Origin of the sequence: Neisseria sicca (assembly GCF_017753665.1) — a bacterium.
In the GTDB taxonomy this organism is placed as follows: domain Bacteria; phylum Pseudomonadota; class Gammaproteobacteria; order Burkholderiales; family Neisseriaceae; genus Neisseria; species Neisseria flava.
The window spans coordinates 2,336,518-2,359,787 of record NZ_CP072524.1 but is presented as its reverse complement, the minus strand read 5'-3'; the positions used below and the strand labels follow the sequence as shown (position 1 = coordinate 2,359,787).

General features: G+C 51.4%; 16 protein-coding genes. 9 read left to right on the top strand and 7 right to left on the bottom strand.

Features of this window, described 5'->3' with window-relative positions; all coding sequences use genetic code 11:
• Nucleotides 1–50 precede the first annotated feature (50 nt).
• The 5 genes from J7445_RS11115 (at nt 51) to J7445_RS11090 (ending at nt 7,041) form a co-directional block, all read left to right on the top strand.
• A complete protein-coding gene (locus tag J7445_RS11115; RefSeq protein ID WP_209283059.1) occupies nt 51–2,459 on the top strand; it encodes an LPS-assembly protein LptD in 2,409 nt (802 codons plus the stop codon).
• Nucleotides 2,456–3,442: a peptidylprolyl isomerase gene (locus J7445_RS11110; protein ID WP_019270056.1), complete on the top strand. Its 987-nt coding sequence runs from the start codon at nt 2,456–2,458 to the stop codon at nt 3,440–3,442. The genes J7445_RS11115 and J7445_RS11110 overlap by 4 nt, the downstream gene beginning before the upstream one ends.
• Before the next feature lie 1,092 nt (nt 3,443–4,534).
• Nucleotides 4,535–5,035, top strand: a complete 501-nt coding sequence (locus J7445_RS11100; protein WP_234403886.1) for a phosphatase PAP2 family protein — start codon at nt 4,535–4,537, stop codon at nt 5,033–5,035.
• Nucleotides 5,035–5,985: a YheT family hydrolase gene (locus J7445_RS11095; RefSeq protein ID WP_070539157.1), complete on the top strand. Its 951-nt coding sequence runs from the start codon at nt 5,035–5,037 to the stop codon at nt 5,983–5,985. The genes J7445_RS11100 and J7445_RS11095 overlap by 1 nt, the downstream gene beginning before the upstream one ends.
• 81 nt (nt 5,986–6,066) lie before the next feature.
• Nucleotides 6,067–7,041: a S49 family peptidase gene (locus tag J7445_RS11090; RefSeq protein ID WP_070655594.1), complete on the top strand. Its 975-nt coding sequence runs from the start codon at nt 6,067–6,069 to the stop codon at nt 7,039–7,041.
• A gap of 391 nt (nt 7,042–7,432) precedes the next feature.
• Here the strand turns inward: J7445_RS11090 and dnaJ are convergent, their stop codons facing one another.
• Nucleotides 7,433–8,569 carry a molecular chaperone DnaJ gene (dnaJ, locus tag J7445_RS11085; protein WP_070655592.1) on the bottom strand — a complete coding sequence of 379 codons (1,137 nt, stop codon included), beginning with the start codon at nt 8,567–8,569 and terminating at the stop codon, nt 7,433–7,435.
• Between the two features lie 151 nt (nt 8,570–8,720).
• A complete protein-coding gene (locus tag J7445_RS11080) occupies nt 8,721–9,056 on the bottom strand; it encodes a hypothetical protein (RefSeq protein ID WP_141752036.1) in 336 nt (111 codons plus the stop codon).
• A 196-nt stretch (nt 9,057–9,252) separates the two neighbouring features.
• Between J7445_RS11080 and leuS the strand changes: the two genes are divergently transcribed.
• Nucleotides 9,253–11,985 (top strand): leucine--tRNA ligase, encoded by a 2,733-nt coding sequence (gene leuS, locus J7445_RS11075; protein ID WP_070655590.1) that lies wholly within the window; start codon nt 9,253–9,255, stop codon nt 11,983–11,985.
• 696 nt (nt 11,986–12,681) lie between these two features.
• Nucleotides 12,682–13,593, top strand: coding sequence for a helix-turn-helix transcriptional regulator (locus tag J7445_RS11070; protein WP_070655588.1), 912 nt, complete (start codon nt 12,682–12,684; stop codon nt 13,591–13,593).
• A 327-nt stretch (nt 13,594–13,920) separates the two neighbouring features.
• Here the strand turns inward: J7445_RS11070 and adhE are convergent, their stop codons facing one another.
• The 3 genes from adhE to gltS all read right to left on the bottom strand — a co-directional run bounded on the left by adhE (nt 13,921) and on the right by gltS (nt 19,277).
• The gene (adhE, locus tag J7445_RS11065) at nt 13,921–16,536 is read right to left on the bottom strand and encodes a bifunctional acetaldehyde-CoA/alcohol dehydrogenase (RefSeq protein ID WP_070655586.1); all 2,616 of its coding nucleotides are present in this window, start codon (nt 16,534–16,536) and stop codon (nt 13,921–13,923) included.
• A 388-nt stretch (nt 16,537–16,924) separates the two neighbouring features.
• Nucleotides 16,925–17,932 carry a lysozyme inhibitor LprI family protein gene (locus J7445_RS11060; protein ID WP_070655584.1) on the bottom strand — a complete coding sequence of 336 codons (1,008 nt, stop codon included), beginning with the start codon at nt 17,930–17,932 and terminating at the stop codon, nt 16,925–16,927.
• A 124-nt stretch (nt 17,933–18,056) separates the two neighbouring features.
• On the bottom strand, nt 18,057–19,277 hold the full coding sequence (gltS, locus tag J7445_RS11055) for a sodium/glutamate symporter (protein ID WP_019270600.1): 1,221 nt from the start codon (nt 19,275–19,277) through the stop codon (nt 18,057–18,059).
• Nucleotides 19,278–19,687: 410 nt separating this feature from the next.
• Here gltS and J7445_RS11050 point away from each other — a divergent pair, with 410 nt between their 5' ends.
• Nucleotides 19,688–20,638 (top strand): bile acid:sodium symporter family protein, encoded by a 951-nt coding sequence (locus J7445_RS11050; RefSeq protein ID WP_019270601.1) that lies wholly within the window; start codon nt 19,688–19,690, stop codon nt 20,636–20,638.
• A gap of 95 nt (nt 20,639–20,733) precedes the next feature.
• On the opposite strand, the gene ubiG is transcribed toward J7445_RS11050, so the two are convergent.
• Complete coding sequence (gene ubiG / locus J7445_RS11045; protein ID WP_070655581.1) at nt 20,734–21,453, bottom strand: bifunctional 2-polyprenyl-6-hydroxyphenol methylase/3-demethylubiquinol 3-O-methyltransferase UbiG; 720 nt, start codon at nt 21,451–21,453, stop codon at nt 20,734–20,736.
• Nucleotides 21,454–21,706: 253 nt separating this feature from the next.
• Between ubiG and J7445_RS11040 the strand changes: the two genes are divergently transcribed.
• Entirely contained in the window at nt 21,707–22,609 is a 903-nt protein-coding gene (locus J7445_RS11040) for a hypothetical protein (RefSeq protein WP_070655579.1), read from the top strand.
• A gap of 349 nt (nt 22,610–22,958) precedes the next feature.
• On the opposite strand, the gene rpsJ is transcribed toward J7445_RS11040, so the two are convergent.
• Nucleotides 22,959–23,270 carry a 30S ribosomal protein S10 gene (gene rpsJ / locus J7445_RS11035; protein ID WP_002642322.1) on the bottom strand — a complete coding sequence of 104 codons (312 nt, stop codon included), beginning with the start codon at nt 23,268–23,270 and terminating at the stop codon, nt 22,959–22,961.

The following is a 23,270-nucleotide window of genomic DNA, read 5'->3' as shown; positions in this document are numbered from 1 at the left end:
AGGTTAAAATAACCGCTATTCTAACTGGCAAACCGATTTAAGGGGCGATTTTGGCTCGTTTATTTTCACTCAAACCATTGGTTTTGGCGTTAAGCGTCGGCTTCGGCGCGGGAGGGGCATATGCGCAAAATGCATCTTTGCCGCAACCTGCCGATTACGAGCCGGTAAAGACCACCCCGCCTGCGGTTCAAAGCGTGGAGAACCATCGTCCGACCGATCAGGACAAATTGTCCTTAGGCGATACCTGCCTGTTTTGCCAGCATCAGGTTTCCGAAGCAAACAAGCAGCCTGAAATCAAACGCAGCGGCGAAGAAGCCCTGCCGCAGGATTACACCCGCGTGATTGCGGACAAGGTTGCCGGACAGTCGAAAGTCGCCGTCCGCGCTGAAGGCGATGTCATCATCGAGCGCAATCAGGAAGTGTTAAACGCCGATTGGGCGGATTACGACCAAACCAGCGATACCGTCAGGGCGGGCGACCGCTTTAAGCTGTATCAAGACGGTTCGACCGTCAGCGGCGATACTTTGGTGTACAACCTGAAAGACAATACCGGCTCGAGCGAATACGTCCGCGTCGATGCCGAAAAAGACGGCCGCCGCCTCCAAAGCGTCAGCGAAAAGGCGGAAATGAAAGGCAAAGGGCTGTACAAGCTCATCAATACCAAATTCAATACCTGCTCGCCCGGTGATGCGAGTTGGTACATCAAAGCGAAAAGCATCGAAACCGATCAGGAAACGGGCATAGGCGTGGCAAAAGACGCGTCGCTGGTGTTCGGCGGCGTTCCGGTGCTTTATACGCCTTGGGCGGATTTCCCGCTCAACGGTCATCGCAAGAGCGGTCTGCTGGTTCCGACGCTGGCAACCGGTTCGGACGGTTTGGAACTCGCCCTCCCTTATTACTTCAACCTCGCCCCCAATTTGGACGCCACTTTCCGCCCCGGCATCATCAGCTCGCGCGGTGTGCAGCTTGGCGGACAGGTTCGCTATCTCGAACCGAAATTTAACGGCGTCATCGACGGCGATTGGATGCCGTACGATAAAAAACGCCACGAAAACAACCGCTATCAAATCAAGTTTGACCACAACCACCAACTGACTGACAAACTCAGCGGCGGCATCAGCTTCAATCAGGTTTCAGACGACAATTACTACCGAGATTTCTACGGACGCGAAGACATTGCCAGCAATGTCAACCTCAACCGCCAACTGTGGCTGAACTACGGCGACAATGTCTGGGGCGGCTCTTTTGACGGCGCGCTGAACGTACAGAAATACCAAACCCTTGCCAACCAAAACGGTTACAAAGACGAACCCTACGCCATCATGCCGCGCCTGACCGGACGTTGGCAGAAAACCATGGGCAAGGCGAATATCAACGTATTCAGCCAGTTCACCCGTTTCGTACACGACAGCAAACAAGACGGCAGCCGTACCGTGCTGTATCCCAGCGTCCGTTGGGATTTCAACAACCAATGGGGCTATATCCGTCCGAAAATCGGGGTACACGCGACTTATTACGACTTAGGCTCGTTCGGCAACCAATCCGGCCGACGCGTCAGCCGCGTATTGCCGATATTCAACGTCGATACCGGCATGACCTTCGAGCGCAACGCCAATGTGTTCGGCAAAGCCTATCTGCAAACCCTCGAACCGCGCCTGTTCTACAACTACATCCCAACCAAGTCCCAAAACGACTTACCTAATTTCGACACCTCGGAAAACAGCTTTTCTTACAACCAGCTTTTCCGTGAGAACTTATACGTCGGCAACGACCGCATCAACTCCGCCAACAGCCTGACCGCCGCCGCGCAAACCCGCTTCCTTGACCCGAACAACGGTGCCGAGCTGTTCCGCGCCGGTATCGGACAGAAGTTTTATTTAAAAAACGACAACGTATTGCTGAACGGCAGCGTCGGCCGTTATGAACGCAGCCAATCCGACTGGGTCGGCTTTGCGCACGGCAAACTGAGCAATAGCATCCATGCCGGCTTCGATGTCCACTACAACCAAAACGAAAGCCGCGCCGAAAGCTACGCCGCGACCATCCGCTACAATCCCGAGCCGGGCAAAGTATTGAGCGCGCGTTACAAATACGGTCGCAACGAACGCATTTACCTGCAATCCGACGGCAACTATTTCTACGACAAAATCCGCCAAGTCGATTTGGCGGCGCAATGGCCTATCCGTAAAAACCTTTACGCCGTTGCACGTTACAACTACGAAATTCAAGCCAAGAAACCGCTTGAAATGCTGGTAGAAGCTGAATATAAAAGCAACTGCGGCTGCTGGAGCGCAAGCCTCGTCGGACAACGCTACGTGACCGGCGAAAACAGCCGCAAAAATGCCGTTTTCTTCAATCTCCAACTCAAAGACCTGAGCAATCTCGGCAACAATCCATTTGAAAAACTGCGCTTGGCCATTCCCGGCTACAGCAAAACCAACGAGGTAGTTACCCCATGAACGTCAAACCCCTGATTCTTGCCGCCGCACTCGGTCTGGCATTGAACGCACACGCAGCCCCTAATGCTAAAACAGTAAAAAAATCCGTCAAACCCGTCGCTGTTCAGACGACTGATACCGAAACCCGTTCTGACGGGGTACGTCTGAGCGACGGCATTGCCGCCATCGCCGACAACGAAGTCATTACCCGCCGCCAACTGGCGCAGGCAGTCGAACGGGCGCGCCGAACCATCCCTAAAGGCACACAAATCGGCGATAACGAATTGCGCGAACAAGTTCTGGCGCAACTCATCAACCAATCCTTGATTGTCCAAGCGGGCAAACGAAAGAATATTCAAGCAGATAACGCAGAAATCGAGGCGGTCATTGCCGCTAATCCTTCACTGAAAAACCCGTCGGCCTCTATCCGCCGTGAAATTGCGGACAGCATCATCGCGGAAAAAGTGCGCCAACAGGCAGTCATGCAGCACAGCCGCATCAGCGATGCCGAAGTTGCACGCGCTATCGAACAGGCGAAACAGCAAGGCATCGCCCTGCCCGAAGGCGAGCCGCTGCGCCAATACAATGCGCAACACATTCTGATTAAGGCCGACAACGAAAACGCTGCGGCCGGCGCGGAAAGCACCATCCGCAAAATCTACGCACAAGCCCGCAGCGGCGCAGACTTCGCCGGTTTGGCGCGCCAATATTCGCAAGACGGTAGCGCGAGCAGCGGCGGTAATTTGGGTTGGTTCGCCGACGGCATGATGGTTCCGCCGTTTGAAGAAGCCGTCCACAAACTCAAACCCGGCCAAGTCAGTCCACCCGTACGCACACAATTCGGCTGGCACATCATTAAGCTGAACGATGTCCGTGACGCCGGCACGCCCGAAGAGCGTCAACACAACACCATACGTCAATATCTGTCGCGCCAAAAAGCCGAACAGGCGGAAATCAACCTGCTGCGCGAACTGCATGAAGGTGCGCACATCGACATACGCTAAGGCGGATGCAGACGTCGTCTGAAAGTTTTTCAGACGACGTTTTGTTTTGCAGCAAACGGCATCCATCCGAAATCAAGCCGATTCTAAACATAGCGGATGAAAATTTAAAATACCCGTTTCGCTATTGCCACCGCATCCAATAAAATATGAATAATGGTTGCCGCTTAAAAAGGTCGTCTGAAACCTCGAAATTCAGATTTTCAGACGACATCATCCTGAATTTATTCATTTTTCCGGATTAGGCGGCTGCTTGAATATAAGCCTTTCAGAATCAATGTATTATTTTCACTCAACCGTTTTTCTTCGGCAGGCAAGGAGAGGGAAACCGTAGTAACCGTAGTGCGGGTCCCGTCTGCGAAATAGATAGGGCATTATCATTTCGGAGGGCGGGTGGCAGGTATAGGTTTGCTTTATTTCAAGCAAACGTTAAATTATAGTGGATTAAATTTAAACCAGTACGGCGTTGCCTCGCCTTGCCGTACTATCTGTACTGTCTGCGGCTTCGTCGCCTTGTCCTGATTTAAATTTAATCCACTATAATAAAAAAGGTCGTCTGAAAAACATTTTGTTTTTCAGACGACCTTTTACGGGACGGCATACGGACGGATTACCAATCCGCTCCGCCTGCCCACAGTATTCCGATGGCGGCGACGGATGCCAGGCCGACAGCCACAATCGCCTCTAAAAACAATACTGACACAGACATAATAACCTCCGAATGTTGAATGAAATTATTATCGGAACCATCCGCCTGCCCTGACGGGAAACGATACGGATGCCGTTTGGTTTGTACGGTCAGAATAACACTCTCTCGCGGTATCCTTATTCGGTTTACCTGATTTTCCAGAGAGAAAAAAGCAATAATTATCAAAAATTAATGCCAAAGACTATCAGTTCGTCCTTCTTGATTGCGAACGCGGCTTGTTTGTCGGATATTTGATTCAAACCTGATTTTTTCACTGATTTATGCCTGATTTTTTTCTTTTTTTCCGCCGTTTTGTACAAACTGCCATTGTGGTATTTTTGCCTCTTTCTGTTTATATCGCCGCCCATCTGGCAAATGGCGGGAGTTTTGCATTCGAACGTCCGTTGATGCTTGTCATTCACGAACAGACGGGACAATGGTTTTTTCCGATCGCGCTGTTGCTTCATTATCTGGGTAAAACCGCCGTCGCCGTACCGCTGGTCTGTTTGGCGGCGGTATGCCTGTGGCGGTTTGGCAAACTGCGGGCAGCGGTATTCGTGCCTTTGGCGGCATTGTTGCCGACTTTGAATATGCTTTGGATAAAGGCATGGATACAGCGTCCGCGCCCGTTGCTTTGGCCTCGTGCCGTCGAAGAGGCCAATTTTTCGTTTCCGAGCGGACATAGTACGTTTTCTGCCGCAGTCGCAGTGATGCTGATTCTATTGTGTTATCGGACTGCATACCGCCGTACCGCTTTTGCCGTCGGCATCTTATTTGCCTTGTTGACGGGGTTTTCACGGGTTTATTTAGGCGTACATTATCCGACGGATGTTTGGGCGGGATGGACGAATGGGACGCTGACGGCGCTATTGGTTTATTATGTTGTTTTCAAAAAGGATTTCGAATAATGGAAACCTTATGCCCGAATACGCCCTTATGGCTGCGCAACGGTCATGCGGACACAATATTTGCCAAATTCATTCAACGCCCCGCCCCTGCCTACCGCCGCGAGCTGCTGCCGGACAGTACGGGACGCACTTTGGTTGCCTGTGATTTTGTCGATGCCGCCGATCCTGATGCGCCTTTGGTGGTTTTGTTTCACGGATTAGAGGGCAGCAGCCGCAGCCATTACGCCGTTGAATTGATGCGCGCGGTCATTGAAAAAGGCTGGAACGGCGTGGTAGTGCATTTCCGCAGTTGCGGCGGCGTGGAGAATACCGCGCCTGTGTTTTATCATTTGGGCGATACGCGGGAAATCAGCTTTATGCTGGAAATGCTGTCTGAACGCTACCGCAGGATTTATGCGGCGGGCGTGTCTTTGGGCGGCAATGCGCTGGCAAAATATTTGGGCGAATACGGCAGTCTGGGTATGGCTGCCGTACCTTACGCCGCTGCCGCCGTCTCTGCGCCGGTGGATGCGGCAGCGGCAGGCACGCGCTTTGATAAGGGAATGTCAAAACTGCTCTACACCCGCTATTTTTTAAAATCTTTATTGCCCAAAGCCGCCGCAACAGGTTTTCAGACGACCTCGTTGAAAGAATGCAAAACGCTGGGGGATTTTGACGACAGGTTTACCGCGCCGCTGCACGGTTTTGCCGACCGGCATGATTATTACCGCCGCGCTTCGTGCAAGCCTTGGCTGAAAACCGTACGCACGCCGCTTTTGCTGCTCAACGCCGTCAACGACCCGTTTCTACCGCCGAAAGCCTTGCCGACGGTAGAAGAGGTTTCGTCCGCCGTTACGCTGCTGCAACCGCAATACGGCGGACACGCCGCGTTCGTCAGCCACGACAAAGGTCGTCTGAACCTGCAATGGCTGCCGCAAACCCTGCTGGCGTATTTTGAGGCATTCGAGTAAACGGAAGGTTTTTCAGCCGGAAGTTTCGTTATAAAATGCCCCGAACCTGATTTAGGATTTATTTAGAAACAAAGGAAAATTATGCAAGAAACCAACGGATACCCCGATAAACGTCCGGACAGCCCGGAAGGCCGCTGGGAACGGGACGTCTTGCGCGACGTACTGCTTGCCGCCTATAAAGAGCAGCGGCGCGCCCGTTTTTGGCGCAACTTCTGGCGGATTATCGGCGTCCTGCTGATTGCCGCATTATGGTTCGGTTCGGACGACGGCACGGCCGGACAAGGGCTGGCCGCAGGCAAAGAGCATACGGCAGTCATTACATTGGAAGGCGAAATCGGTGGAGGCATGGACGACCAAGTCAAAATGCTGCGTGACAGCATGGAGGCGGCTTACAGTAATCCGAATGCAAAAGGCATCGTCATCCGCGCCAACAGCCCCGGCGGTTCGCCCGTTATCTCCAATACAGCTTTCAACGAGATACGTCGTCTGAAAGGCGAACATAAAGACATCCCCGTCTATGTCGTCGCCGAAGATATGTGCGCCTCCGGCTGCTACTACATCGCTGCCGCCGCGGACAAAATCTACGCCGACCCCTCCAGCATTGTCGGCAGTATCGGCGTGATCGGCGGCGGTTTCGACGTAACCGGCCTGATGGACAAGCTGGGTATCAAACGTCGTCTGAAAACCGCAGGCAGCAACAAAGGCATGGGCGATCCGTTTACTCCCGAAACGCCCGAACAGGCGAAAATCTGGGAAGCCATGCTGTCAGACATCCATCAAGAATTTATCAAGGCCGTCAAGCTCGGACGCGGTGAAAAATTGAAAGACAAAGAATACCCCGACGTATTCAGCGGCCGCGTCTATACCGGCCTTGAAGCAAAAAAAGTCGGACTGATTGACGACTTCGGCAGCGTGTACAGCATCGCCCGCGATGTCGTCAAAGCCCCCGAACTGGTCAGCTATACTCCCGAAGATGATTTCGGTAAATTTGTGCGCCGCCATTTCGGTGCGCAAGTCAAAGCTGAAGTGGAAAAAACATTGTCGAAAATGTGGTAAGGCAATACAAACAAAACGTCGACTGAAAAGCTTTCAGACGCCGTTTTGTTTTGGAGGATATTGATTCTGCAGAAAATGAAGAGAGGAATATCGTAATAGCGGCAAGCGGGTATTTACATCCATTTAGAACCGAATGATTTCCTTCATTCGTAGCGTGGGCTTTGCCCACGGAAGAGCTGCCCGAATATGGCGTAGCGGATCAACTTTAAACCGGTATCATGTTGTCTCGTCATAGTCAAAGAACAATTCCCGAAGGTAACTATGCATCAAGTGCATCGGTTGCAAATTATCCGTTCTATCTGCGGCTTTCTTTGAAACAGGTTGGAGAAAGGTCGTCTGAAAGCCGACAACATCAGCTTTCAGACGACCTTTTGCTGTTTTCAAACCCGAATCAGTCAAACAGTTCGCCCACTTTGTCCCAGAACGATTTTTTGCGCGGGGTTTGGCTGCGGTCGAGGCCGGTGGAGATTTTTTCAAACTCTTCCAGCAACTCTTTCTGGCGGTCGGTCAGGTTGACCGGTGTTTCCACCACAACGTGGCAGTACAAATCGCCCGTCGCGCTGGAGCGCAGGGATTTGATGCCTTTGCCTTTGACGCGCATACGGCGGCCGGTTTGCGTTTCTTTCGGGATGCTCAGTTTGACTTTGCCGTCCAAGGTCGGAACTTCGACTTCGCCACCCAAAGCTGCGACGGCGAAGCTGATGGGCAACTCGCAATGCAAATCCAAGCCGTTGCGCTCGAAGATTTTGTGTTCTTTGACGCGGACGTTGACGTACAAATCGCCTGCGGGCGCGCCGTGCGTACCCGGTTCGCCTTCGCCGCTCAAACGGATGCGTTGACCGTCGTCGATGCCGGCGGGAATGTTGACTTCAACGGTTTTGCTGGTTTTGGTGCGGCCTTCGCCACGACATTTGACACACGGGTCTTTGATTTCCTTGCCTGTGCCGTGGCAGGTCGGACAGGTCTGCTGCATTTGGAAAATGGCTTGGCGGACGTGTACCGTACCGGAACCGTGACAGGTCGAACAAGTCGATGCGGACGTACCGGGTTTTGCGCCGCTGCCGTGGCAGACATCGCATTCTTCGTAGGTCGGGATGTTAATGCGTTTTTTGATGCCTTTGGCGGCATCTTCCAACGTGATTTCCACGCCGACCTGCAAATCCGCGCCTTGATAGTTTTGCTGACGGCCGCCGCCCCCGCCTCCGCCGAACATTTGGCTGAAAATGTCGGAAAAGTCGAAGCCTTGCGCGCCGCCGAACCCGCCAAAACCGCCGAATCCGCCCGCGCCGCCGCCCATGCCCTGCTCAAACGCGGCATGGCCGTATTGGTCATACATGGCGCGTTTTTCTTTGTCGGACAAGGTGTCGTAGGCTTTTTGAACTTCTTTAAATTTTTCTTCCGCCTCTTTGTCACCCGGATTACGGTCGGGATGGTATTTCATCGCCAGCTTGCGGTAGGCTTTTTTGATTTCGTCGTCGCTCGCACCGCGCGCCACGCCGAGTGTTGCATAAAAATCTTGGTTGCTCATGATAGTGATGGTTTTGTTGATATGTGTAAAAACTAGACCGGATATATGGGTGGGGTGGGGAAAACTCAAGTGTAAAAGAGCAAGATATGATTTATAAAAAAGGTCGTCTGAAATAGTTTCAGACGACCTTTTGCTCGATTTACGGCAATTATTAGCAGCGGCCAGCAGCTTTCAATAAAGCGTTACAACTCGATCCTCCTCGACTTCCTTTGCCGCCATGAACATTTGAACCAGAACATAAGGCGTCAGATGAAACCGCTCCCATGACAGTGGTTACATAGCAAGAATATGATTTATCGCCTGTTGTTGCTACGAATTTGACTGAATCGATGTCTCCATGGCGATTGGAAATGCTAATACTTTCAGCCGGAACATTTAATGCAAATGCGGCTTTATTTTTTAACGAATTGTCAGAAATGGTAGTATTACCGACTACTCCACAAGCGGACAAGGTTAATATCATTAACAAGCTTAATGTGTATTTCATATGAAGTCTCCTTTGATACTAGGTACTAGGGTTGTAATCCACAGAGCGATTCTAAGAAGAAAAAAATAAAGTCAATATTTTTTGGAGGAAGGGTCGAATCATGGAGCTGACTGGTATTCATATCAAAACGAGTCTGCCTATTATATAATTGCGCTTTTATTATTCTTTCTCATTATTTAAGTCCAAGTACATTATTATGCAAGAACATTACCAGCCCGCCGCCATCGAGCCTGCGGCGCAGAAAAAATGGGATGACGCCCGTATTTTCAACGTCTCCGAAGACGCTTCCAAACCCAAATACTACTGCCTCTCCATGTTCCCCTACCCCAGCGGCAAGCTGCACATGGGGCATGTGCGCAACTACACCATCGGCGACGTATTGAGCCGCTTCAAACTCTTAAACGGCTTCAACGTCATGCAGCCTATGGGTTGGGACGCGTTCGGTATGCCGGCGGAAAACGCGGCGATGAAAAACAACGTCGCCCCTGCCGCTTGGACCTACGACAACATCGAATACATGAAAACCCAGCTCAAAAGCCTGGGTTTTGCGATTGACTGGGAACGCGAAGTCGCCACCTGCAAACCCGAATACTACCGCTGGGAACAATGGCTGTTTACCAAGCTGTTTGAAAAAGGCATCGTCTATCGCAAAAACGGCACGGTAAACTGGGACCCCGTCGACCAAACCGTCCTTGCCAACGAGCAAGTCATCGACGGACGCGGTTGGCGTTCGGGCGCGTTGATCGAAAAACGTGAAATCCCGATGTATTACTTCAAAATCACGGATTACGCCGAAGAGCTGCTCAACGATTTGGACAAGCTGGAACACTGGCCGGAACAAGTCAAAACCATGCAGCGCAACTGGATTGGCAAATCTCGCGGTATGACCGTGCGCTTCGCCGTTTCAGACGACAGCAAACAAGGCTTGGAAGGCGATTACGCGAAATTCCTGCAAGTTTATACCACCCGCCCCGACACGCTGATGGGCGCGACTTATGTTGCCGTTGCCGCCGAGCATCCGCTGGCAACCGCCGCAGCCGCCGACAAACCCGAATTGCAGGCATTTATCGCCGAATGCAAAGCCGGCTCGGTTGCCGAAGCCGACATGGCGACAATGGAGAAAAAAGGCGTGCCGACCGGCCGCTACGTCGTCAACCCACTTAACGGCGACAAACTGGAAGTGTGGATTGCCAACTATGTATTGTGGGGTTACGGCGACGGCGCAGTGATGGCGGTTCCGGCACACGACGAACGCGATTTCGAGTTCGCCACCAAATACAATCTGCCGAAAAAGCAGGTTTTACAACGCGTAACAATCGGACTTTCACCAGAGCAAGAAGAAGCTATGGGTTTTGGTGGCGGTTCCGGATGTGGTGCTGGTTATGGTGATGGTAGTGGTTCTGATTCAAGAGATTTGCCGTTTACGCCTAATAAATGGCAAGCATGGTATGGAGTCAAAGATGACTTCATGGTCTTAATCAATTCAGGTGAACTGGACGGCATGAATTATCAGACAGCATTTGATGCTGTCGCCGCTAAATTACAAGTTATCGGAGCGGGCGAACCGAAAACCCAATACCGCCTGCGCGACTGGGGTATTTCGCGCCAACGCTACTGGGGCTGCCCGATTCCCATCGTCCATTGCGAAAAATGCGGCGACGTCCCTGTCCCCGCCGACCAACTGCCGGTCGTTTTGCCCGAAAACGTCGTACCCGACGGCATGGGTTCGCCGCTGGCAAAAATGCCCGAGTTTTACGAAACCACCTGCCCATGTTGCGGCGGCGCGGCAAAACGCGAAACCGACACCATGGACACATTCATGGAATCGAGCTGGTACTTCTTCCGCTACATGTCGCCCAAGTTCGCAGAAGGCATGGTATCGGCTGAAGCCGCGAAATACTGGGGCGTGGTCGACCAATACATCGGCGGTATCGAACACGCGATTCTGCACCTCTTGTACGCGCGTTTTTTCACCAAACTGATGCGCGACGAAGGCTTGGTCAGCGTGGACGAACCGTTTGAACGCCTGCTCACGCAAGGCATGGTCGTTTGCGAAACCTACTACCGCGAAAATGCCAACGGCAGCAAAGACTGGATCAACCCCGCCGATGTCGAGCTGACTTTCGACGACAAAGGCCGCCCCGTTTCCGCCGTTCTGAAAGCCGACGGACTGCCCGTCGTCATCAGCGGCACGGAAAAAATGTCCAAGTCCAAAAACAACGGCGTCGATCCGCAAGAGCTGATTAACTCCTACGGCGCGGACACCGCCCGCCTGTTCATGATGTTCGCCGCACCGCCCGAACAGTCCCTCGAATGGAGCGACAGCGGCGTCGAAGGCGCACACCGCTTCCTGCGCCGCCTGTGGCGTACCGTTTACGAATACCTGAAACAAGGCGGCGCGGTCAAAGCGTTTGCAGGCAACCAAGACGGTTTATCTAAAGAACTCAAAGACCTGCGCCACAAACTGCACTCTACCATTGCCAAAGTCAGCGACGACTACGGCCGCCGCCAGCAGTTCAACACCGCCATCGCCGCTGTGATGGAACTGCTCAACCAATACGACAAAACCGACACCGGCGGCGAACAAGGCCGCGCCGTCGCCCAAGAAGTATTGGAAACCGCCGTACGCCTGTTGTGGCCCATCGTGCCGCACATCTGCGAAACCCTGTGGAGCGAATTGAACAGCGCGAAACTGTGGGAAGCAGGCTGGCCGACAGTCGACGAAACCGCCTTGGTCAAATCCGAAATCGAAGTCATGGTTCAAGTCAACGGCAAACTGCGCGGCAAAATTACCGTTGCCGCCGACGCATCCAAAGCCGACCTCGAAGCCGCCGCACTCGCCACCGAAGGCGCGGTGAAATTCATGGAAGGCAAGCCCGCCAAGAAAATCATCGTCGTACCGGGCAGACTGGTGAATATCGTGGTGTAAAGCCGATTCGGCATTGATTGCTGTAATTAGGAAAGGTCGTCTGAAAACTTGGAAACAGGGTTTTCAGACGACCTTTTTGCATTTTTTTCAGCGGAGGCGTTTTGGGGACAAGACACGCGCGAGATGATGATAAAGATTACATTCCGTCATTCCCGCGCAGGCGGGAATCCATTGGAAACGCTAAGCGACGGTGGGTTTTAAAAACAACTCACCGTAATGTGGGCTTTGCCCGCGGATTGCTTTTGAAAAAACTGGGATTACTGACGCACAAGGTCGTCTGAAAACCATGCTCTACGGGCGATAGAGAAAACATAAAAAACAATTCCAACGGCTACTTCTCCCGCTGCACATACGTGGGCAAAGCCCACGCTACTCTATAAGCCTAAAAAACAGGTGTTTTAAAAACGGTTGCTGAAATTCAAAAGTGGATTCCCGCCTGCGCGGGAATGACGGCATGGGGAATTTTTGTTTAATTGATGGGTTGTTTTCGCGGAAAAGCCCGCATTACAGGTTGAAAGCCACCCGTAGCGTAGGCTTTGCCCACAGATTATTTTTGAGAAAGCAAAGGTCGTCTGAAAACCTGCGTACTGGTTTCAGACGACCTTTTATGGGTTTTCACCGTTTTCCGTCTTTCTGCCATTGTGATAAAGTAGCCCGACCTTTTGTTCAAAATACGCAGATTCCACCACACAGCTTATGGAAACATCCTGTCTTAACAGCCAACAGCTCGTCAATATGGTTCAACAGGGCGAAGGGGGCGACTATTTGGACGGCAGCTACCGTTTTGAAACCTTGTGCAGCGGCATTTCCCTGCACGGCGGCAGCCTGACCGCGCGCAAAACGTTTCAAAGCACGCGCCTGTCGGAGCCATACATCGCGTTTGTCCTGCTGCTCGAAGGCAGTTTGGATTTCGGCATCAATCGCGAACGTTACCGTATTGAGGCTGAAGGCGGACATGTCCTATTGATTGCGTGCGACGAGGAAATCTTGTTCAGCCGTTATTTGTATGAAGGCAGGCATACGGCGAAACTGACGCTCAAGGGGCTAGACCGCTGGTTGGCTCGCCCGCAATATGCGGGTTTGCTGCAGGTGGTTTATTGGGAAAAAGTCAGACATTGGCCACTGGACAGTAGTTTGCGCCGCCTTGCTTTAAGCAGCTTGAAGGGGGCGGAACACGGCGGATTGGCGGATGACTTACAGCGTGAAGCGGACGTGTTGCAACTTTTGGCAGGACTGTGGACGGATTTTCTCAACCGCTATCCCTATACCGAAACCGCCGCCGAACCGCCTCATCCTTCGGAAAGTTTCATCCGTCTGCTCAACCAGGCATTCGATGCGGGCGCGCACCAAGTATCTGCGCTTGCCGACGCGCTGCATATCAGCGAGCGGACGCTGCAACGCCGCCTGAAAGAATCGTTTGGTACGACGGCGAGCGAGTGGCTGCGGCACAAGCATATGCAATATGCGCTGTATGCTTTGGGTACGGACAGCGTCAGCATAGGCGAAATAGCCTACCGTTGCGGCTACGCCCATGTTTCAAGCTTTACCAAGGCATTTCGCGAATATTTCGGCTGCACACCGGCGGAGTTGAGAAAACGCGGCGAGTGATAGGGCAATAGTAAGAGGTCGTCTGAAAACCATGTTTCAGGTTTTCAGACGACCTTTGTTCACATAAACCTGTTAGATGTTTGACGGCGGTTGGAGCGGAAGGATTTGAGATGCTGCAAATCGTAGCGTGGGATATGCCCGCGAAATACAAAATCTTGCCGAGACTATTCCGCCTTATGTGCTCCGTGGGCAAAGCCCACGCTACGGCTGCTAAAAATAAGTGAAGCAGTCATAAGCGGGGACTACATAAAAACGAAGGTCGTCTGAAAACCCGAAATGCGGTTTTCAGACGACCTTTTCCTTACGCCTTATTGTGTTTCGCGAACCTTATTCGCCGTAATAGGCTTTGGTCAGGATTTCTTCCATGTCGGCAACCAATGCCAGACGCGGGTTGGCGGGGGTGCATTGGTCTTCGAAGGACAGCATTGCCAGTTCTTTGCGGCCGTCGATGAAGGTTTTTTCGTCGATGCCCTGCTCTTTGAACGACATTTTGATGCCGACGTTGACCGCCAGTTCATGACAGGCGCGGGCGAAGGATTCTACGCCTTCGGCAGGGGTGGCGCACGGTAAGCCTAAGGTACGGGCGATTTCCTGATATTTCAGGTCGGCTTTGTAGTAGTTGTACTTCGGCCAGGTAGCGGTTTTCTGCGGGCGCGTGCCGTTGTAGCGGATGACGTGCGGCAGCAGGATAGCGTTGGCGCGGCCGTGCGGAACGTGGTATTTGCCGCCGATTTTGTGCGCCATCGAGTGATTGATGCCGAGGAATGCGTTGGAAAACGCCATGCCTGCGATGGTGGAAGCGTTGTGCATGTGTTCGCGCGCTTCGGGGTCGGACGCGCCGTGTTTGTAGGAGCGTTCGAGGTATTGGAACACGAGCTTGATGGCTTGCAGGGCGAGACCGTCGGTAAAGTCGTTGGCAAGCACGGAAACGTATGCTTCTACGGCGTGGGTCAGTACGTCCAGACCGGTGTCGGCGGTTACGCCGGCGGGGACGGTCATGGTAAACGCGGGATCGACGATGGCGATGGTCGGGGTCAGCGAGTAGTCGGCGATGGGGTATTTTTTGTCACCGTCGCTGATGACGGTAAACGGCGTGACTTCGGAGCCGGTGCCCGATGTGGTGGGGATACCGATGAATTTGGCTTTGCGACCCAATTCGGGGAAGCGGAAGGCGCGTTTGCGGATGTCCATGAATTTTTGGACGAGGTCTTCAAAATCAACTTGGGGCTGTTCGTAGAAGAGCCACATGGCTTTTGCCGCGTCCATCGGCGAGCCGCCGCCTAGTGCGATGATGGTGTCAGGCTGGAAGCTGCGCATCAGATCCGTGCCTTTATAGACGGTTTGCACGCTCGGATCGGCTTCGACATCGGTGAAAAGCTGGATGGTTACTTTGTTTTTGCGTTGGTGGAGCTGGTGGGTCACTTTATCGACGAAGCCCAAATCGACCATCGAACGGTCGGTCACAATCATGACTTTTTCGCAGTCTTTCATGTCTTGCAGGTATTGGATGGAATCGCGCTCAAAATAGATTTTGGCGGGTACTTTGAACCATTGCATGTTGTTTCTCCGACGGCCTACTTTTTTGATGTTTAACAGGTTGACTGCGCTGACGTTGCCGCCGACGGAGTTTTTGCCGTAAGAGCCGCAGCCCAAGGTCAGGGACGGCAGGAAGGCGTTGTAAACGTCACCGATGCCGCCGAAGGTGGAGGGCGAGTTCCAAATCACGCGTAAGGCTTTGACGCGGGTGCCGAAGGTTTTTGCCAATTCTTGATCAGCGGTATGGATGGCGGCGGAGTGTCCCAAGCCGTCGAAGGCGACCATTTGTTCGGCAAACTGCAAACCTTGTTCGGTGGAATCCGCTTTGAGCATCGCCAGTACGGGCGAGAGTTTTTCACGGGTCAGCGGCTCGTTGGGGCCGACTTCGCGGCATTCGGCGATGATGATGTTGGTTTTTTCGGGGACTTTAAACCCTGCCTGTTCGGCAATCCACGCCGCCGGTTTGCCCACAACGGCGGCATTGAGTTTCGCGCCGCCGCAGTTGGCGCAGTTTGCCGTAACGCCGAAGATGAAGTCTTCGAGCATGGCTTTTTCTTTTTTGTTGGCAAAGTACACGCCGTAGGATTTGAACTCTTCGACCAGCTCTTTATAAATCTCTTTGTCGGCGATGACGGCTTGTTCGCTGGCGCAAATCATGCCGTTGTCGAACGCTTTGGACATCACGATGTCGTGTGCCGCCTGTTGGATGTTTGCCGTTTTTTCGACATAGGCAGGCACGTTGCCCGCCCCGACGCCGAGTGCGGGTTTGCCGCAGGAATAAGCCGCTTCCACCATCGCATTGCCGCCGGTCGCCAAAATCGTCGCCACGCCCGGATGTTTCATCAGCGCGGAAGTGCCTTCCATAGATGGTTTTTCAATCCACTGGATACAGTTTTCCGGCGCGCCGGCGGCAATCGCGGCATCACGCACGATTTGGGCGGCGTGGGCGGAACACTGTTGGGCGGACGGGTGGAACGAGAAAATAATCGGATTGCGGGTTTTCAGCGCAATCAGGGATTTGAAAATGGTGGTGGAAGTCGGATTGGTGGTCGGCACGATACCGCAGACGACCCCGACCGGATCGGCGATTTCGGTAATGCCGGTTACATCGTCTTCGCTGATGACGCCCACGGTTTTCAAATCGCGCAGGCGGCGCACGACGTTTTCGCAGGCAAACAGGTTTTTGGTCGCCTTGTCTTCAAATACACCACGCCCCGTTTCTTCGACCGCGTGCATGGCGAGTACACCATGTTTGTCAAGCGCAGCAATAGAGGCTTTGGCAACGATATAATCAATCTGCTCCTGATTCAGCTTGCGAAACTCGTCCAACGAGCGCAAACCCTTTTCAACCAAACTGTTGACCTCGGCTACGGCGGGGCTGACGACATTGTCGGCTGATGCGTTCATGGTGTATCTCCTTGATATAAGGTGGCAATAAAGTCGATAAATTTTCACTACGATTACTATAAGTAATTTTGTTACATTTCTCTTTGACTTACATCACAAACCATGCACGCTGTTTTCAGACGACCTTTTTTAGGATTTTTCGTTTTTTAATACATTGAAATAAAATCATTTTAACGAGTTTGCTAAAGGAGGCTGCCGAGTTCTCCCCTTCGCCATATTGCTATTGTTTTACCTGCTGCAATTCATATGGAAACGAAATTCGTCGGATTTTGTATCAAAATTACAAATGAATCAGACAAAGCTAAATAAAGAAAAAAGGAAAAAGGTCGTCTGAAACCTTGAAGTCAAAGTTTCAGACGACCTTTTAATGATTGGAAGAAAAATCCGTCTAGTCAATCGAATAACCGCGCAGGTATTGCGTGCGTTCGCGCGTCATGCGGGTGTCGCATTGGAGCTTGAGGTATTCGGCATGAGCAGGGCTGTCAGCCTGGGCAGCAGCCTGTTGGCAGTTTTGGATCTTGTTCTGAATCCAGGCACGCTGTTCGGTGAGCAGTTCCTTTTGAACAGTATGTTCCATTCCGTCCCATATTCTTTGAATTTCGGAATCTGCATTGCGGTTTTGGCTGCGTGCATTGTCCAAATCGCTTTGCGAGAACGACGGCTCTTCGCGTTTCGCTTCTGCATCAGGACGCAAGATTTCGGTTTCCAATCCTGCTGCCTGCGGCACGCCCGATGCTTGGCTGGCGGCATTGTTTTCCAGAATATCTTCCGGAGAAACGACAGGCGGCTCATCGTATTTGCCTTTCAACAACTTCATAGCATCTTCTTTGCTGACTGCCTTGCCGTCAATCATCACAATACTTTTGACACCGTAGGGCAGTAGCAGCGAGGACAGCGTGCGCGCCGTCATGGAGACAGTGTTGTCTTCCAAAACGGCGTTGCCGTCTTTATCAGGCGTATAACGTACGGAAGTCGAAAGTGTATTGTCGGCAAATTTCAAATTGCTGCCTGTCAGCTTTTGTTCCAGTATTTCGGCTAAAGTCGTTTCACTGTAAATCAAAGGGCTATTGTCTTCCGCTGCATTAAGGACATCGGCAGGAACGCGGATGCTTAAATCTGCACCGCACATGGTTTTGTTGTCTTCATCAATTTGTTGGGCATTGTTTAAGCCGATTTCCAGTTCGGAACCGGCAGCAATGACTTTGTCCGCATCGACAAATTGGCGGCTGTCGTTGCGGGCGAATGCGCGCGCTTCTTGGCGGATAATGTTTTGGATTTGTGTTTTGATGCTTTGGATGGCGGCGGGATGATTGCATTCCAAAGCCTGCTTGGGCTCATCCTTGCCGCACGCGGCCAATATCAGGACGAGCGGCAAAGCCAGCAGTTTTTTGTTCATAAATATCTCCTTGATGCGGTTGCAGACCAAACCGGCCTGCCGTTCAGACGGCCATCATAACAAAAGCACTTGCAGCAAGTAAATGTTGCAAGTGCTTTTTCAACGAACCGTTATAAACGCTTACCTATTTGGTGATAACGTTTACGAAACCGGAGAGGATTGCCGCGTTAATCAAGTCCACGAAGAACGCGCCGACCATAGGTACAATCAAGAAGGCTTTGTGCGAAGGACCGAAAGTCTGTGTGATGGACTGCATATTGGCAACGGCGGTCGGAGTGGCGCCCAAACCGAAGCCGCAGTGTCCTGCTGCCAAAACAGTTGCATCGTAGTCGCGTCCCATAAAGACGTAGGTAACGAAGGTTGCGTACAGAATCATCACGACGGTTTGTACGGCGAGAATGATGGTTACAGGTCCTGCAAGACCGGTCAATTCCCACAATTTCAAGTTCAAAAGTGCCATTGCGAGGAAAAGCGACAGGGAGGCATTGCCGAATACGTCGATGGCGCGGTCGAACATATTGACTTTAAACGCAGAAGTCAGGATGTTACGAATAACGACACCGGCAAACAAACACCATACGAATTTCGGTAAGTCATACAGATATTCTTTATCGTAGCCGTCCACAATTTCAGCAAATGCCAAACACGCTGCAAACATGGCAAGCGTTTCGACTGCGGATTCGGCGGTAATCAGGCGTGTACGCTTCGCTTGTTCGAACACATCGTCGGTATGCTCATCGGCATTTTCTTTGCGTGCGCTTGGTTCAATGGGTTTGCGTCCCAGTTTGTTAATCAGACGACGCGCAACCGGACCACCAATCAAACCGCCGAATACCAAGCCGAATGTTGCCGAAGCCATACCTAACCCAGTGGCACCGACCAAGCCGAATTTGTTTTCAAAGTCTGGCCCCCATGCACCTGCCGTACCGTGTCCGCCGGTCAGCGTAATCGAGCCGGTAATCAGGCCGATAAGCGGATCCAATCCCAAAACCTTCGCCAAGCCGACACCAACGAAGTTTTGCACAACGATAAACGCCCCGACGACGGCAGTAAAAATCACCAAAGGCAAACCGCCCGCTTTCAGGCGGGAGAAGTCCGCGCTCAAACCGATAGAGGTGAAGAAAATCAGCATGAATGCATCTTGCAGCGGTTTTTCAAATTTGAAGCTCACGCCGTAGGCTTGATGCAGTGCAAACAGAACAATCGCAGCAATCAAACCGCCTGCCACAGGCTCGGGAATGTTGAAATCGCGCAGGAATTTGACTTTGTTTACCAAAACCTTACCAATCAACAAAACCAATGTAGCGGCAATCAACGTGTAGTAACTGTTAAATTCCCATTCCATAATTGTTTTACCTCTCAAAATCTCAAAAATGTTTTTCTTAAATCCGCCGTGCGGAATCAAACTGTTGGATATTAGGGGATGGGTTAAAGATTGTCAAAGACTAGTTAGGATTTCGGGCATTTTTATACGGAATATTCAGCAAATAAATGAAATATTTTTTTCAATCATGGCATTACTTTTGACTACTTATTGATTGATTGTGAATGGTTTATAGGTGTCAACTAAACATTGTTGACAATATATAAATCAGTTTCTAGAAAAAACGTCGTTATCAAAAACAGCACTTTCTTAGTTTTCAGACGACCTTTGACACACATCTGTCCATTATTGCCAGAATCACATGGAAAAGTTAATATCCGTTAAATTAAGGCAACCGCCGTCATACATAACAACTTACAAAGGAGCAAACTATGAACTTTCTGACTGCCGTCAGCCGGCAAATGACCCGATTCACCGCCCTGATTATCGTCCTTGCCTCTATCGTCGCCTTTATCGAACCCGCTACCTTTTCATGGGTGAAAGGCGACACTCAAGTCGTCGTACTCGGCATCATCATGCTCGGTATGGGCATGACTTTGGGCAAAGAAGACTATCAAATTTTGGCTAAACGTCCGCTCGATATTTTCATCGGTGCAGTCGCCCAATACACCATCATGCCGCTGCTTGCCATCGGTATTGCCAAAGCCTTCAACCTCTCGCCCGGATTGACGCTGGGTTTGGTTTTGGTCGGTACTTGCCCTGGCGGTGTCTCATCCAACATCATGAGTTTCCTTGCCAAAGGCGATGTTGCCTTTTCAGTCGGGATGACCACCGTCTCCACAGTCCTCGCCCCCGTTATGACGCCGCTGTGGATGACTTACCTTGTCGGACAAACCGTCGAAATGGACGGCTGGGGCATGTTCAAGTTTATGTTGCTCGTTACCCTGTTACCCGTCGTTATCGGTTCTGTCGCCAATATTTTGCTGCACAAAAAACACTGGTTTGAAGATGTACGCGCCATTATGCCTGCCGTTGCCGTGGTCGCCTTTGCCTGCATTGTCGGCGGCGTGGCAGCCGTCCACGGCCACCGCTTCGCCGAATCAGCCCTCGTTATGGTCCTCGCCATCGCTGCCCACAATATCGGCGGCTACATCCTCGGCTATTACAGCGGCGCACTGGTTGGTATGAACACAGCCAAAAAACGTACCCTCGCCATCGAAGTCGGCGTACAAAACGCCGGTCTCGCCACCGGCTTGAGTGCCAAATTCTTCCCGGGTAACGCCGAATCTGCCGTCGCCACCGCCGTCGCCTGTGTCTGGCACTCCGTATCGGGAACCGTCTTGGGCAATTTGTTCGCTTGGTGGGATAAGCGTGAGCAATAAGCTGCGGTGGTCGGTTCAACCTTCGGTAAATAATCAAAAGGTCGTCTGAAAAACATTTTTCAGACGACCTTTTATCATGATTCGGACAAACAACTTTAGACTGGACGGCAGGCAATCATATAATTCACTTCCGTCGAGTCGCATAAAGAATAGCGGCGGGTCAAAAGATTGTAGGTCATGCCTTTAGTGTCAATCACATCCAACCCTGCCTGTCTACACATCCGCGCCAGCTCGGCGGGCGTGATGAATTTTTGCCAATCGTGCGTCCCTTTGGGAACAAAGTTCAACACATATTCCGCGCCGACAATCAGATGAAGATAAGATTTAGGGTTGCGGTTGATGGTGGAGAAAAACACCATACCGTCAGGCTTCACCAGCTCCGAACAGGCTTTGACGATGGCGGCGGGATCGGGAACGTGTTCCATCATTTCCATGCAGGTTACAACATCGAAACTGTGCGGCTGTTCGGCGGCAAGGTCTTCGACGCGGATGCAGCGGTAATCGATATTGTCCACTCCTTCGGCAGCGGCATGGGCTTGGGCGGTTTGCAACGATTTTTCCGCCATATCAATGCCGGTAACGTGCGCCGCCCCGCGTTTTGCCATGCTTTCCGACAAAATCCCACCGCCGCAGCCGACATCCAAAACACGCTTGCCCGCCAACTGAGCGAATGAATTGATATAGCCCAAGCGTAGCGGATTGATGTCGTGCAGAGGTTTGAACTCGCCGTTTTTATCCCACCATTTATCCGCAATTTGGCTGAATTTAGCGATTTCGTCCGCATCGACGTTGTGTTGTCCGGCTGCTTCCATCATGATTTTCCTGATTTGGATTTCGGGTTGAAGAGGGTTTTGATTTTATAGCAAAGCAGGAGGATGGAACAGAGACAAACCGCCGCCAGCCGCCAAAAGGTCGTCTGAAAATGCCGCTTACCCTTTTCAGACGACCTTTGACTTGTTTTTACCCCTTCCGCCTTGTTTGCCGCGACCTTTCCCATTAATTTATATAAACTTGCCCACACATTTCCGAAGCAGCAAACACCCCGTTTCCCATTCAAAAGAAAACCCAATGAAACCATTTATCCGCGCCGCATCCCTACTTTTCCTTGCCGCCGCTTCCGCGCTTGCCTCCGGCAAAGACTTTATCATTTACGACCGCATGGACTACGTCGGCAAACCCGACCTAACCGCCGACAAACTGTCCAAAGTATTCCTGATTTACGAATCCGAGCTGATCATGCCCGACCCTGCCGGCAAACGCAAACACGGCGTATTGAACGAAAAGCGCATCCGCGAATTGGCGCGCCAATCCTATCGCGAAGGCTACCGCACCATTTCCACCGACATCGAAACCTGGTTTGCCGAAAAAGACGGACAAATCCTCACTCCTCAGGAACTTAAAACCAACTTTGCCCGCATGTACCAGATTTTCAAAGAAGAAAATCCCCGCGCCTACATCAGCAACTACGGCTTGCCCGACGAACACCTGCACGCCATCCGCTACTACCAAACTCAGGCGGACAACGAAGCAGTATTGGCAAAATGGCGGCAATTCAGCAAGCGCCGTCAGATGAGCGCAGCCATCAGCGACTACGCCAATCCCGTGTTCTACATCACCACGCCCGATTTGGCGCAATGGGAAAAAGACGTCCAAACCACCATCACCGAGATTAGAAAACGTTATCCCGACAAAAAAATCATCGGCTATCTCTGGCCGCAATATTATTCCGCCACTGGTAGTCCTTATTTCAAACAATTTATTAATGCCGAACGTTGGAAAAAAATGCTGGAAATCAGTAAAAAATATACTGATGGTGTGATCATCTGGTATGACAAACGTGATGGACACAATAAAATTGTCCCATGGACTGATCCTCGCATCCAAGCAATTCTCAAAGCGACCAAATCATTTATCGCTGACCATCCGAAAGACATTCAGGTAGAGAAACTCCAGCCTCCTAAAAATCGTTAAAACGGACTCATTTTAGTTAAATCCATAAAGGTCGTCTGAAAGATATAATCTGAAAGATATAAATGGCTTTCAGACGACCTTAGATATAGGAAATTGTCACGTTGTTTAGACTTTTTTCTGCCTCGGACAGCTTTTGTTTTTGCTTAAATGTTTCTTTAAATAACTATCCAGCGTTGTCAAGAACAGAGCGTATTTCCTACGTCTATCGACATTCTTGATAATACCGAATCATTTCCCAACCAGATTTTCAAACAAAGGCCGAAAGTGTAACAGTGCTGTTAATTTCTACAACACACGTGGATAACAAAAAACCGAACGGGATACCCGTTCGGTTTCATAAAGGCAACAATTATTGAACTTTAATTTCTACATCAACACCGGCTGGCAAGTCCAGTTTCATCAGTGCATCGGTAGTTTTGTCAGTCCAGTCCACGATGTCCATCAGGCGCAAGTGGGTGCGGATTTCCAATTGTTCACGAGAAGTTTTGTTCACGTGTGGAGAACGCAGAATGTTGAAACGCTCGATTTTAGTCGGCAACGGAATCGGACCTTTTACAACGGCGCCGGTACGTTTTGCAGTTTCAACGATTTCTTGAGCAGAACGGTCAATCAGGCTGTAATCATAAGCTTTCAGGCGGATACGGATTTTTTGGTTTGCCAT